This window comes from Nostoc sp. (genome assembly GCF_036917755.1).
Lineage (GTDB): Bacteria > Cyanobacteriota > Cyanobacteriia > Cyanobacteriales > Nostocaceae > Nostoc.
Map to the genome: position 1 here is coordinate 1 of NZ_JBALFC010000079.1, position 13,512 is coordinate 13,512.

The window sequence follows — 13,512 nt, forward strand, 5'->3', positions numbered from 1 at the left end:
TTAATTAACACATTTTAAAGAAAACCATTTGCTCATAGCGGAATGGCACAGCGTTTGCAAAAGAGATTCGCTCTTCCCTAGTTCTTCTCGATTACTCTATAAGCTCGCCCATATTAAAATCTATTCTGATCCAACCTTTGAGCCTTCGTAAATTGTCGAGAATGAGTAAGGGAATCTGCCAGTGATATACCATCAGAAAGGGTAAGGGATCACTCACCTCAAAAATTGCTTCTTTCCCCCGCCTGATGTTTCTTACCCAGGTTTGCAGTTGCTTAAACGATCTAATCTCATTTAGCCGCCAAACTTCGTGGTACAGCCAATAAGTTGGCTTACTATCAGCAAGAGGCTGCAAAGATTCAGCCAGAGGATCTTTACCAAGATAGGCATCCGCTACTCCTGGATGATTATAAAACATAGTAATGGCGGAGTGAGTACGGGGGTTACACTCGATCGCATAAACAGTTCCGTCTTCTGCTTCGATGAAGTCAAAGGAAAGTTGCCCGGTTTTCCCTAGTTCTTTGGTAAAATGACTCGCCCATTGCATAATTTCTAGCTGATCAACGTTTTCGTAGTTGACTTGAAAGGCGGATGACTCACAGCAGCAGTACATTCTTGACTCTCCATCTCGCGCGGTAGTGTGACTGCAGTATTCCTTTCCAGGGATGAATTCCTGCATAATCCAGGGACTCTCCTCACTGATGGGGAGACTCTTGACAAATGCTGCTGTTTCTGATTTTGTATCGCAAGGTAGCTTAGTGAGATTCAAGCGACGCACTTGATCGTAAGGGATGCTTTTAAGAATGTATTTGCACTTCTCCTGAGAAAAGTCGAAATTGAGAACTTGTTCGGGATCGGTAATTTTGAAGGATTTGGGGACAGATAAACCGAACGATCGCGCTGTTTCGGCAAAGGTAAACTTGTCATCCAGGATCTTCGTGATCTCAGCATCGAAGTGGAAAAACTCTACACAGTCTGGTAATGGTGGCTGGCCTTGATCATAGTGGATGACGGAAAAAATCGCTACCGGGATAAAAAAGTCAATCTTTTCTGTTTTGGCGATCGCATGTAGAGTTTCAATGTAGCCTTCTAAGTCTTTGCTGGGATCGGGAACGGTATAAAAGCCGGCAACAGAGTTGGAATATTTATTGCCACTTAACCAGTATTTCTCAATATCAATTATAATCACACGATGCCCAGCAGCATGAAATGAACGCGCTAGCTGAAGGGTTTTAGTCATTCTAGCGCCAGCAATTAAGATATTTTTGGAATTGGGGTTAACAACAATTGACTTCCTGAATGGTTGCTTAAGAAAGCTCCACAGTAGCGAAGTTAAGACGACAATGCAGTTTAAGGGAAATGCGATCGCTAGTAATACAAGAGTGCCCAAGTTTTGGAACACTACAAAAATATGCTTTTTCATAGTTATAATTGTGACATCACAGATTGCATCCTTTCCTCGTCAAATATTTTTAAACAATTGCAACTGCTTTAACGAGCTAATTTGATTAAGTCTCTAAAGTTCGTGTTCAAGCCAATAAGTAGGCTTACTATCACTTAGGAGTTGCAGAGATAGAGGTTTTATATTTTACGTCTTCTCCAAACTGTATGAGTTTGCCGATGTTAAAATCAATTCTCACCCAAGTTTTTAAGGAGCGCAAACTATCGAGTAATAGTAAAGGAATGTGCCAATGATGTACCATTAAGAACGGTAGTGGATCGTTAACTTCAAAGATTGCATCCTTTCCTCGCCAAATATTTTTAAACCACTTTTGCAACTGCTTTAACGATCTAATCTCATTAAGTCTCCAAAGTTCGTGATAAAGCCAATAAGTAGGCTTACTATCACTCAGGGGTTGCAGAGGTTCAGCCGGAGGCTCTTTACTAAGATAGGCATCCGCTAAACCAGAATGGTTGTAATACATTGTAATTGCAGAGTGAGCGCGAGCGTTGCACTCGATCGCATAAATCGTCCCATCTTCCGCCTGAATGAAGTCAAAACAAAGTTGTCCAGTCAGTTGTAGTTCTTTGACAAAATGACTCACCCACTCCTTAATTTGTGGGTGTTCAAAGTTTTCGTAATTGACTTGAAAAGCAGATGATTCACAGCAGCAATGTACCGTTAATATACCATTTCTCACTGTATCGTGAGTACAGTATTCTGTCCCAGGAATAAACTCTTGCAATATCCAAGGGTTATCTTCACTAATTGGCTTACTTTTGACATAAAGCGCTATTTTTTCAGGAGAATCCATTGGTAGCTTAGTCAAATCTAAGCGTAAAACAGAGTCATAGACAATACTTTTGAGAATGTACTTGCGCTTTTCGTTGGCAAAGTCGAATTTAAGAACTTGTTCGGAATCTGTAATTAAGAAAGTTTTTGGCACAGATAACGAGAGTGAGCGTGCAATTTCTGCAAAAGTAAACTTGTTATCCAGCATCTTCATTGTATCAGCATCGAAGTGGAAATTCTCACAATAGCCTGATAACACTGGTTTGCGATCGCAGTCAAAGTAGCTAGCAGCGAAAATGCCTACGGGAACAAAAAAGTCGATGTTTTCTTTTTTGGCGATCGCACGCACGGCTTGAGTATATGCTTCTAAATCTTCTTGGGAGTCAGCAACTGTGTAAAAGCCATCCACAGCGTTGGAAAATCGATAACCACTGAACCAGTATTTATCGAGATCAAATAAAATGACTCGATGCCCAGCAGCGTGAAATGAACGCGCCAGCTGAAGGGTTTTGGTCATTCTACCACCACCAATCAAGATATTTTTAGGATTCTCGGTCAAAACCACAAGATTAGCATTCGGGCGGCTGAAAAAATTCCACAGCAGCGATGCGAGTACAACGGTGCAGTTAAAGGGAAATGCGATCGCTAATAATGCAAGAGTGCCCAAGTTTTGGAAGATTGCAAAAATCTGCTTTCTCATAGTTGTAATTGTGACATGATAGTGGAACCTGTGGCTGGTGATTTGCCGGACATCAGATTATCCCCAACGCTTCATTGATCGCCGTCATAAATAACTCATCTAAAGGAATTCCGACTGCGTTCGCGGTACAGGCAATCACCGCTTTCTGGTCAAAAATACAAAACAACCCGGCTTCTAAGAACCAAGGTTGTCCCTGTGGGTCGATCCGGAAATCAAATAAACTATAATGGCGACAGCCCAAAGCCAAATGACACTTCTTAACTTCTTGCTGAACCTTTTGGGTGATCGGGTCATTAATATCTACAATCCAACCTGGGACATAATTTTTAGCAGTTGAATTCAAGTCGCCCTCGATTGGTATTTTGAATTTGTCAGTATAGCTGCGGATGGGTCTGGCTTGGGGGTCTATCTGATACTCTTCAAGGGGTAAACCGATTAGCTCCCCATCTTTGACAATGGCGCCGCATCTGACTTCTCGACCGGCTTCAATGAATGTTTCTACGATCACCTCCGAAGCAAATTCAAATGCTTTCTTCAGGGCAGCATCATACTCACTAGCCTCTTTAACTAAGGACACCCCTAAAGAGTTATCAGCACTTGCGGGTTTGATCACTACTGGAGGTGCAATTGTCGGCACGTCTCCTTGGCGGAGCAGTTCTCCAAAAGGCACTTTCACCCCTGCTGCTGCGACAATTGCTTTGGTTCTGGCTTTGTGAGCCGTTATTGCCATGACATCGGGAGTATTGCCTATGTAAGGGATCTTAAGCAGGTCGAATAGTGCCCGGTAGTGAGTCATTCCAGGGATACAAAGCATTTGTGGCAACATCAAGTCAATGTTTTGTGCTGTTATAAACTCTATGGCATCTAACAGAGTCATCGGTTTGGCGACAACAATATCTTCAGGACTGAGAGAGGAAGGAAATCGCCATTGGCGATCAGGTGTGATGTATGCAATCAGAAAGTCATAGAGCGATGGATTTGCTGTAGCTACCAGACAGCTTTGGGCGTAATTGCGTGACAACTCACAGTAAAAATCATTGTATGGAGAACCAACTAAATGAAGGATACGAAGTACTGGCATAATTCATCTTCCTATGTACTGTTATGGTTAAATTGAAACGGCAAACGGAGTCGTAACAAATACTTTTTAGAATATATTTGCGGGTTTCTTGATTAAAATCGAAATTGATAACTTCTTGAGGATCTTTGATTTTAAAAGGCTTGGGGACAGATAAACTCAGGCACAGATAAAGAAATTAACTCATCCCACGGCGATGAAAACATTGCCGTGGGGAAATCAAAGTCCTTAGTCGAATGGCACCCTTGTAAAGTCCAAAGGCTTGTGTAACCTCGTTCCCAGCCTCCAGGCTGGGAATGTATTCCCAGAGGCTCTGCCTCTGGTCAAGAAACAGGAGGCGGAGCCTCCCAGAGTGGTTTCCCAGCCTAGAGGCTCTTAACCAGTCAGGGTAAGGGCTGTATCATAACTTAGTGCCATTCGTCCTTAGTCATTAGTACCAATGACTAATGACTAATGACTATCTCTCGATTACATAACGCGTCTAATCAGAGTCACACCATCTCGTATGGGTAAGAGAACTTGCTCTACACGAGGATCGGCGGCGACAACACGATTGAACTGAGTGATCGCTTCACCGTTGGCGGTGCGTTGTTCTGCTGGTAGATAAACTTGTCCCTGCAACAAAGTATTATCCACGCAGATTAACCCGTCGGGAGTCAGTAAGTTACTATCCAAAATGGTCTGGAAGTACTCTACATACTCTTTTTTATCCGCATCGATGAAGATAAAATCAAATACATTTTTTCTCGCAGCCAGCTTGTGGAGTGTCTCTAGGGCAGGTGCTACTTCCACAACGATTTTGTCGCCGTGGGGAGATTCACCAAAGCAAGCTTGAGCAAATTGAGCGACATAGGGATCTACTTCGCAACCGATGAGTCGCCCATCACTTGGTAATGCTTCTGCCATTGCCAAAGCTGAATACCCTGTGAACATTCCTACTTCTAGAATCCGCTTTGCCTTGGTCATGTGAACAAACATTTTCAATGTCTGTCCTTCAAGATGTCCTGAGAGCATCTCCTCTTCTAGTTGGCGCACTGTTTCACCATCACTGAAGCGTTTGCTCCAGTCTTCAATGCTAGTTTTTTGCGCCAATGCTGTCAATGCGCTCGATTCTGGGGTGGTGTAATCATCCAAGTAGGGATCTAAACCCGCCGCCAATTGAACTCCCTGACGCAGAGAATCTAATATCTCTACGGGAATGTTACTCTCTTGTGCTAATTTGAGGGTTTTCTGTAGCTGGGCTACTAAGATACTATGTGGCGTTATCGGCCTAGCTGTTTTGAGTCCTACAACACTTGTCATATCTTCACACCCCCAATAGCTTGGCTTCTTGATTTTCAATATATGCGTCAATCCCTTCCCCACCACGAGGGTATTTAGTACAAAGACGTTTGTGTTCAGCTAAAGCAGCATCAAGTTCTTCACGAGTCAAATCATTGGCAAAGAAGCACTCACCAATAGGACGGGGCATGGCTGCGCGTTGTTTGCCATCTCGTGTCAAGCTTATAGATTGGGTGGCATACCACAATAAATCCCCATCCAATAGAGGATGATCGAGTGATAAACCGATACGACTCATCAAGTCTAGGATGCGATCGCGCTCCTCTGTTGGAATATAGCCCCGTTGTGCTGCGATCGTTGCAGACAAAGCCATATCTATATTGACCGCGTGACCATGATATAGGGGTATCTGAGGTGCTAATTCTAGGGTAGGACTCCAAGTGTGACCGTAAGCAATGACGCGATCGAGGTCTATTTCATGCAAGTTAGGAGTTTCTAACTCCAACATGGTTTTGATGGCCTCGTAGTTGACTTTATGAGCAATCTCTTTAATTTCCGGTGTAGCATTCACATGTCCAAAGTGAGTGGAAAGCAGTTCTTCGCCATATTCGTATAGCAGTTCAAAGACTTCAGAGTTAGAAACTACCGCAATTTTCACTAACTCTGCCATACCATTACGAACTTGAGCCGATGGCAAGGTTTTCAAAAATGAGAAATCCAGGATCACTTTCAAAGGTGCATGATATGCGCCCAAGCGATTTTTTTCCTTACGATGATTAACTGCTACCTTAATCGCTACACCTGCATCGATTAAACCAATCAACGTGGTAGGAATGCGAATGTAGTTACTCTTGCGACGGTAAGAAGCGCAAGCAAACCCAGCCACATCAGTAATTAGACCACCACCGACGACTAAGACTGGTTCCTTACGAACTAAGCCAAAGTTCGAAAAAGCGTCAATAATTTTTTCAAAACTTGCAAGAGTTTTAGCTGGCTCTGTAATGATGATGGCAAATACTGTGAGTTCAATGTCATAGTGTCTAAAATATGACTTGATTTGATCGCCATAAAGTTCATGGACATTGGCATCAATTACAGTCAGACAGCGACCAAATTTCGCATAGCTATCTGCTATTTCTCTGTTCTTAATATCAAATGCACCATTCACATAGACAAGACTAAAATCTATTTTTTCGTAACCTTCTACGTGAAACGCAGCTTCCGTAGCTTCAAATGATGCTTGAACTTTATTCATGTCTGTTGCCCTATTCCAAATTCAAAAACTTGTGAGATTTCCGTAATCATTGCGAAATAATTCCGATTTACCCGAATGTATGCCAGCAAACTATTATGCTTTTTATCCTTTCAGATTAAAGACAGAACAAAATCAGCTTTCAATAAAAAGCTAATGCTTATTGCTGACTGGCAATGTGATTAAACGACACCATTCATTTGAGTAAATTCTGTAGGTGCGTTAACCTTTAATTGGCATAACCTCAAACCAGCCACATAGCCCGATTAGCAATATATTGGCATAATACTTACCTGGCTATTACGTAGATTATTGACTTTAAATTTGTGAAATTCATCTTAATTCAGATTCATTCCACTATGTTTAACTTTAATGGCTTTCCAACTGTACGATTCCGAAAAAATTCTAGCCTATAAAACTGATCGTATAGTTGAGCTGCAAGCTTAAATTTGAGATTAGAACCCTGATTAATTGTTAGTTCGCTGTTTTTTAGCATTAGTATCAAACCTTGTATCACTAAACTCGTTACATTCTATTTAGTTCAGAATGATAGTGGACTTTTAGGAAGTTTATCTGAATTTTTATTGAAACAGAATAAAGGCGTCAGAATGAATTTTGACCGAAAAAGCGGACTTCGGCGTGAGCGCTCAGTCGAACGCTGAATAGACTCTTTTTAGACCCCCACCAAATCGTAGATTTGGCGGTCTTGTCTACGTGACGCCCGAAGTATTGATTCTGACGCCTCGGTGAAGCAATCCCAAGCTCCGCTCCTGAATTCTGACGAATGTATTCTTTTTCAATAACTCCACTATATTTGTCTCTAGCAACTTTCCGACCGTTAAACTTTGCAAAACTCATTCAGTACATTTTATTCACAATGGCAGTATAATTCCTGGTTCAGTCAACTTACTGCTCAGTATTTAACACACATACCTCAGTAACTTATAAAAATTCAGATTTTAAATATATCTGAGTTACTGGTAACAAAACTTTAACTTTATTAAGGAACAGTTGTGTGTGTTAAAGGTTTCTAAATTGCTTGAATTGCCTTTATACTCCTAAATTAAGCTAAAATAGCTTAAACTAGCAAAAAATTTGCTAGTTTTTAACTTAACAATACAATACAAATCATAACACTAGAATAATATAAATCATAACATTTGTAAAGATATTGAAGTCAATCCACCATACGGGGTGTACTGGCTACCAAGGGATTTTTAAAAAAGTATGTCTAAAGATAGATATTTTATACAGCAGGCATATCTAAGGCACTTACCATAAAATGCGGCGTTGCATAATAGCAGTATGAATTAAGGTCAATTCTTATGCCTCGGACTTTGTGAGGTATAAGAATCCCACCCCAACCCCCTAAGTACACGTCACCGTAAAAGGGGTTCGGAAATATTTAGACTTGATGTTGGGTAACACGAATGTTCTACCCAACCTACGAATGAGTGAAGAAGGCAGTAGGCAGAGGGCAGAAGGCAGAAGGTTTGCTCTTGCAGTGTAGGCTAAAGATATCGAAGCAGCGCAGCAATCAATTTCACAGTTAGGGTTAAAAGTCAAGCTGGGGGCACATATTTTAGACCGTTACGGCTATTTAGCAGGTAAAGATACCGATCGCGCTGATGATGTAAACTTGATGTTTAGCGTACGTTTGTCCTGCACACCACCATCCCAATTTATTAAAACCAAGGTAGTAGGGTGCAGTCTGAAAAAACTAAACCAAAACCTGTTGAGCCATCAAAATCGATGACAACAGAATCCTTACAACAAAAATCCTCAAGTCAATTGGTGCGATCGCCAGTGGCAAGGTGCGGTTGCTGGGGTTATGCTGCAAAATCTTGATAAGGCATAACTATGAGTGACGAAAACCTACCCTTTTCGTCTTCTGCGATCGCGCCAATTGACGCGGTAACGCCGCCGTCGTCAGGCAACGCAGTTGCCAGTCCAGGACTACCATCTGGGAAGAATCGGCAGCCGTCTTAGGGATAGTCACCAGATGCGATCGCCACGGGTCAATCGACACCAAGTATAAAAATTCTCAAGCCAACAATATCTTTGCCAAAAAAAGAGTATGAAGAGATAGGGCTGCCGTAGTAGTAGGCGTTGAAGAAAGACACTCATTTCCATTTTGAATTCAAAAAAGGTGACTTTAAGCGACTCAGAAGATAACGAACACACAATTGTTTTTTTCAATGGCTTGGCAATAGAGATTATTTGCTCCAAACTGGGAAACTGTAAAATAACCGACGAAAAGTAACGGTTTTGATGGAACAGTGTACTACTCTGACCATTTTTTGAATTCAAAATTCAAAATTCAAAATGCAATAATTTTGAAGAAATAAAAATTTTGAATTGATTAATTCTGGGTACAACCCCCCACTGATTGTAATTTTGAATTAATAATTTTGAATTTTGAATTGATTTGACCTATACCACCGCCAACCAATCGCACACCACAGACGTACACCCGCCTCCAAACTTAACCCAAACTTGCCATTGCCCCAAATACCCATTCCAGTAAGGCTCACCATCAGCAACGCCGACAGCAACGCCAACTTGGGAGACTAACTCAGTGTAAAACCGACCAGCGCTGTCCAAACCTTGCTGCAATTTCAGGTTTAGCCCCTTCCACCCTTGGGTTGCAGGACTTTCAATCTGATTTAATGTTTGGGGAATGCCCTGTAATGTTGTGTCAGTGATGGGGCAAAAGCGTTGGTCAAGCTAGCGTTAAGCGGCTTGACCTGTCCGAATCTACCGGATGTCTTCCATCTCCTGTATGCCCTAAGTAAATCGATGGGCAGTGCTCCCGCCCGTCAACGGGTGCAACTGCAAAACCAACAGCAAGCCTTACAAACTAAACTCAACGCCGATTCATCGGCAGAGTCAAACTCCTTAGTGCAAGCCAAAATCACGGCGTTCCAAGCCCTTCAGCAAATGCTCGAAACCGATCACCAAAATTATCAGCAAAGTTTACACGCCTTGTCCGAATGGCACTAAGTTAAGATACAGCCCTTGCCCAGAATGGGTTCCCAGCCTCCAGGCTGGGAACCCATTCTGGGAGGCTCTGCCTCCAGTGGCTTGACGAGAGGCAGAGCCTCTCGGAATTAGTTCCCAGCCTCCAGGCTGGGAACTAGACGACACAAGCCTTTGGGCTTTTCTTAGTGCCATTCCGCCTTGTCCCAAGCCATTCATCCTTTTAATCTCAATACTGGTGAATCCCAGTTTGGTTTGGAGTTACCCACGATGTTGCAAGTCCCCTTGCAACGATTGGCAGACTTGAGTCAAACCTATGCCCCAACTGCGAGTCAAGCTGCACTACACCGTTGGCAGCGTCAGATTCCCGACTTGAGTAGGACGCTCCATGCTTGGTGGCAGTGGGTGATTCAATCCCTCAGCACCCAAACCCAAGATCCTGAGATCCAAAACTGGGTGTTGAGCGTTCTGTTGCCTTGGGTGTACTGGCATCAACAAACCCAAAAAACCCGTCAACCCCAACTCAAACAGGGTTATCAGCAAGCGGCTCAACAGGCACAGGCGCGTTTCCTAGCAGATGGCTTCACGCAGACCTTGCACAACTCTGAGCAACAGCAGTGGATTGATTGGGCAATCTGGATGTGTGCCAAATTCCAGCGCACTTCTTCGGCGGTCGAAGGACGCAATGGCTATTTATCTGCTCTCCATCATGCCAATCGCGGTTTTACCGAACAGACCTTGAAGGTGTTGACCATTATCCATAACTTTGACCTCAAACGTGACGATGGCACCACTGCTGCCCAACGACTCTTTGGTAAATCATTCCCTGACAAGTTTTGAGTCGGTTCTCCTACAAATGGGAGAGCTACCCAGACCCAGACGTACCTTAAAAGCTCGAAAGTCCCAAAAGCCTACCATACAAGCTGTCCCGGCTTAAGTTGCTACCCCCTCCGCGCCGCCAACATGGATGCGATTCTCTCGGATTTTCAGATGAAGATGAACCGGGAAGATATTGTTATTCGGTTTTATGAAGATTTTTTGACAGCCTACAAGCCACAGATGCGAGAACGCCGGGGTGTTTATTACACACCTGAGCCTGTGGTATCTTACATTGTGCGTTCTGTAGACCATATTTTAAAAACAGACTTTAAACTATCAGCACTTGCAAGAACTTTAGCGATGAAGGCACTTGCCGTTCAAACCGCCAAAAGTGGCGGCGCTCAACACAGCTTGACTAACATAAACTGTTAGAGAGAATTGAACTTAATGAAGAAGGATTGAACTGAATGAATAATAGCCCCATGAACAACAACCCTGCCACCCCTCCTGCACAATGCCCCTTCCGGGGAACCCGCATTGGCGGCGCGCTCGGCTCCAAGCCGCAAGTCGATGATTGGTGGCCGAACCGACTTCAGGTCGAACTGCTTCACCAAAATTTGCCCCAAGCTAACCCACTGCGAGATTTCGATTACAAAGGAGCCTTTGGGAAGCTTGACTTTGAACAGTTGAAGAGCGATATCAAAGCACTGCTGACCGATTCAAAGGACTGGTGGCCCGCCGACTATGGGAATTATGGACCTCAAATGATTCGCATGGCGTGGCACTCAGCAGGCACCTACCGGATCGCGGATGGTCGGGGTGGAGCGAGTCAGGGCATGCAACGCTTCGCACCCATCAATTCGTGGTGGGATAATGGAAACACAGATAAATCACGACGGCTGCTCTGGCCCATCAAGCAGAAATATGGTGCGGCACTAAGCTGGGCTGATCTGATGGTTCTGACGGGCAACTGCGCGCTCGAAATCATGGGGTTTAAGACCTTCGGTTTTGGTGGCGGTCGCATAGATGCCTGGGAGGCGGATCGCTCGACATACTGGGGACCCGAATTCTGGAATGGCGATTCGGTTGACGATGTTAAGGAACACCCTGGTCATCCTGATGAGATGGTCACTCGCACGATTCGGTGGGTTGGGAAACCGAACGAGCAATACTACGACCTTGAGAACCCGCTAGCGGCTTCGCACCAAGCGCTAATTTACGTCAATCCAGAGGGTCCAAACGCTGAGGGCGACCCCTATGGCTCGGCGCGAGACATTCGCGAGACGTTTGCGCGGATGGGCATGAATGACGAAGAAACTGTCGCGCTGATTGCAGGGGGTCATGCCTTTGGCAAAAGTCATGGCATGGTTTCGCCGGACAAGATTGGTCCAGCCCCGGAAGCCGCGCCGATTCAGGCGATGGGTTTGGGGTGGCAGAACCCTGAAGGTACTGGGTTTGCCGAATATACAATGACGAACGGGATCGAAGGATCGTGGACTCCAAATCCAACCCAGTGGGACAACAGTTACTTAACAAATCTTTTTAAATACGATTGGGAACAGACAAAGAGTCCAGCAGGTGCCATTCAGTGGAAACCGAGCAATCCTGATGCGCCAAAGACACCGGATGCCCATCAACCGGGCGTTGAGCACCCGTTAATGATGATGACTTCGGACATTGCCTTGAAGGTCGATCCGGTCTATCACGAAATCTGTCAGCACTTCTTGGGTGACTTCGATTACTTCAGCGATGCGTTCGCGCGCGCTTGGTATAAGCTGATCCATCGAGACATGGGTCCGAAAACGCGCTATCTTGGTCCGGAAATCCCAGAGGAAGATCTGATCTGGCAAGATCCAATTCCGGCACTGGATCATGATGTCGTTGATGCCGCCGATATCAATTTTCTCAAGGATCAGATTTTAGCGAGTGGACTCTCTGTTTCGGCGCTCGTGTCAGCCGCTTGGGCAGCGGCATCGAGTCACCGCCATTCCGACAAGCGCGGCGGCGCAAATGGGGCGCGCGTTCGCCTCAATCCCCAGAAAGACTGGGAAATGAACCGCCCGCAGGAACTCGGGGAGGTGCTATCGACCCTTGATCGCATTCAGGGGGACTTTAACGGCGCTCAGTCGGGCAACAAAAAAATCTCGATGGCGGATCTTATCGTCCTCGGTGGTTGTGCTGCGATCGAGAAGGCTGCACAAGACGCTGGGTTTTCTGCTGCCGTGCCGTTTATTCCGGGTCGGATGGATACGACTCAGGAGCTGACAGATGTTGAAATGTTTAATTGGCTGAAGCCAGTTTCGGATGGTTTCAGAAACTATCACAATGAGGCTGTTGGCTACAAGGTGAAGCCGGAGCGTATCTTCCTGGATCGAGCGCAGCTCCTCACGCTGACCGCGCCTGAATGGACGGTTCTTGTCGGCGGACTTCGCGCGCTCGATCAGAATTGGGATCATTCAAAGCACGGTAGCTTCACTGACCGTCCGGGCGTCTTGACCAATGACTTTTTCCGTGTCCTGACCAGTATGGACTACGAGTGGAAGCCTGTTGACAATCGCGAGATGCTTTTTGACATCTGCGATCGCGAAACCGGTGCAGCGAAGTTCACCGCAACCCGCTGCGATCTCATCTTCGGCTCGAACGCGGAACTGCGTCAGATTGCTGAAGTCTATGGCGCTGATGACGGTCACGAGCGGATGGTCAAGGACTTCGTCGCAGCCTGGAACAAGGTGATGATGCTTGATCGCTTCGACGTTGGCGCTGAACAGACCCCGTAAAGTCTTGAGCGCTCAACACGCCCGAACTCCACGGGTGTATCGCTGCGCTTTGAAGAACTCACCGTGGATAAGAACGCTGCTTATCCACGGGCAGCACAGATGTAGGGTGTTGATTTTGTTCGATAAACTCTCAAGTATTTTCATGCAGTTTCTGTTTCTCTTTCTATCGCGCTCACGACGGCTGATGCTGTCCACCACCATGCCCTCTGCTTCTACTCCAGAACAGTATTTGAAAAAATAAGCCACCCTCCAAGAGTGGCTCAAAGTTTCACCCCAGAATTTTAATCACCGCCGCCAAAATTGCTGGTGCTTTCTCGTTACTGGGAATGAATACCCGCTTGCGCCATTGGATAATTTCTGTGAAACATCCCACAGTCACAAGTCGGTCAGCCAAAG

General features: G+C 45.0%; 12 protein-coding genes and 1 pseudogene. 6 read left to right on the forward strand and 7 right to left on the reverse strand.

Features of this window, described 5'->3' with window-relative positions; translation table 11 throughout:
• Positions 1-91: 91 nt before the first annotated feature.
• From V7L05_RS17600 to V7L05_RS17620, 5 genes are all read right to left on the reverse strand, one after another.
• Positions 92-1,420, reverse strand: coding sequence for an ATP-grasp enzyme (locus tag V7L05_RS17600; protein ID WP_335165849.1), 1,329 nt, complete (start codon positions 1,418-1,420; stop codon positions 92-94).
• A gap of 130 nt (positions 1,421-1,550) precedes the next feature.
• Positions 1,551-2,930 carry an ATP-grasp enzyme gene (locus V7L05_RS17605; protein WP_335165850.1) on the reverse strand — a complete coding sequence of 460 codons (1,380 nt, stop codon included), beginning with the start codon at positions 2,928-2,930 and terminating at the stop codon, positions 1,551-1,553.
• 52 nt (positions 2,931-2,982) lie between these two features.
• A complete protein-coding gene (locus V7L05_RS17610) occupies positions 2,983-4,011 on the reverse strand; it encodes a D-alanine--D-alanine ligase family protein (RefSeq protein ID WP_335165852.1) in 1,029 nt (342 codons plus the stop codon).
• Positions 4,012-4,476: 465 nt separating this feature from the next.
• A complete protein-coding gene (locus V7L05_RS17615; RefSeq protein ID WP_335165853.1) occupies positions 4,477-5,310 on the reverse strand; it encodes an O-methyltransferase in 834 nt (277 codons plus the stop codon).
• A 4-nt stretch (positions 5,311-5,314) separates the two neighbouring features.
• The gene (locus V7L05_RS17620) at positions 5,315-6,544 is read right to left on the reverse strand and encodes a sedoheptulose 7-phosphate cyclase (RefSeq protein WP_335165854.1); all 1,230 of its coding nucleotides are present in this window, start codon (positions 6,542-6,544) and stop codon (positions 5,315-5,317) included.
• 1,510 nt (positions 6,545-8,054) lie between these two features.
• Between V7L05_RS17620 and V7L05_RS34755 the strand changes: the two are divergent.
• Both V7L05_RS34755 and V7L05_RS17630 read left to right on the forward strand, forming a co-directional pair.
• Positions 8,055-8,198, forward strand: a pseudogene (locus tag V7L05_RS34755) (LD-carboxypeptidase); the annotation flags it as partial.
• Between the two features lie 47 nt (positions 8,199-8,245).
• Complete coding sequence (locus V7L05_RS17630) at positions 8,246-8,389, forward strand: hypothetical protein (RefSeq protein ID WP_335165856.1); 144 nt, start codon at positions 8,246-8,248, stop codon at positions 8,387-8,389.
• Positions 8,390-8,399: 10 nt separating this feature from the next.
• Here the strand turns inward: V7L05_RS17630 and V7L05_RS17635 are convergent, their stop codons facing one another.
• On the reverse strand, positions 8,400-8,573 hold the full coding sequence (locus tag V7L05_RS17635) for a hypothetical protein (RefSeq protein WP_335165858.1): 174 nt from the start codon (positions 8,571-8,573) through the stop codon (positions 8,400-8,402).
• A gap of 401 nt (positions 8,574-8,974) precedes the next feature.
• On the reverse strand, positions 8,975-9,157 hold the full coding sequence (locus V7L05_RS17640) for a hypothetical protein (protein ID WP_335165860.1): 183 nt from the start codon (positions 9,155-9,157) through the stop codon (positions 8,975-8,977).
• Between the two features lie 183 nt (positions 9,158-9,340).
• Here V7L05_RS17640 and V7L05_RS17645 point away from each other — a divergent pair, with 183 nt between their 5' ends.
• The 4 genes from V7L05_RS17645 to katG all read left to right on the forward strand — a co-directional run bounded on the left by V7L05_RS17645 (position 9,341) and on the right by katG (position 13,116).
• On the forward strand, positions 9,341-9,544 hold the full coding sequence (locus tag V7L05_RS17645; protein WP_335165861.1) for a hypothetical protein: 204 nt from the start codon (positions 9,341-9,343) through the stop codon (positions 9,542-9,544).
• A gap of 177 nt (positions 9,545-9,721) precedes the next feature.
• Positions 9,722-10,360, forward strand: coding sequence for a DUF6399 domain-containing protein (locus V7L05_RS17650; protein ID WP_335165863.1), 639 nt, complete (start codon positions 9,722-9,724; stop codon positions 10,358-10,360).
• 156 nt (positions 10,361-10,516) lie between these two features.
• A complete protein-coding gene (locus V7L05_RS17655; RefSeq protein WP_335165865.1) occupies positions 10,517-10,771 on the forward strand; it encodes an N-6 DNA methylase in 255 nt (84 codons plus the stop codon).
• Between the two features lie 50 nt (positions 10,772-10,821).
• A complete protein-coding gene (gene katG / locus V7L05_RS17660) occupies positions 10,822-13,116 on the forward strand; it encodes a catalase/peroxidase HPI (protein WP_335165867.1) in 2,295 nt (764 codons plus the stop codon).
• Positions 13,117-13,512: the final 396 nt, after the last annotated feature.

Bases quoted from the DNA above. Each gene is read 5' to 3' on its own strand.
- V7L05_RS17620 (WP_335165854.1), bottom strand. From the start codon at position 6,544: ATGAATAAAGTTCAAGCATCATTTGAAGCTACGGAAGCTGCGTTTCAC.
- V7L05_RS17605 (WP_335165850.1), bottom strand. From the start codon at position 2,930: ATGAGAAAGCAGATTTTTGCAATCTTCCAAAACTTGGGCACTCTTGCA.
- V7L05_RS17610 (WP_335165852.1), bottom strand. From the start codon at position 4,011: ATGCCAGTACTTCGTATCCTTCATTTAGTTGGTTCTCCATACAATGAT.
- V7L05_RS17655 (WP_335165865.1), top strand. From the start codon at position 10,517: ATGAACCGGGAAGATATTGTTATTCGGTTTTATGAAGATTTTTTGACA.
- V7L05_RS17645 (WP_335165861.1), top strand. From the start codon at position 9,341: ATGGGCAGTGCTCCCGCCCGTCAACGGGTGCAACTGCAAAACCAACAG.
- V7L05_RS17600 (WP_335165849.1), bottom strand. From the start codon at position 1,420: ATGAAAAAGCATATTTTTGTAGTGTTCCAAAACTTGGGCACTCTTGTA.
- katG (WP_335165867.1), top strand. From the start codon at position 10,822: ATGAACAACAACCCTGCCACCCCTCCTGCACAATGCCCCTTCCGGGGA.
- V7L05_RS17615 (WP_335165853.1), bottom strand. From the start codon at position 5,310: ATGACAAGTGTTGTAGGACTCAAAACAGCTAGGCCGATAACGCCACAT.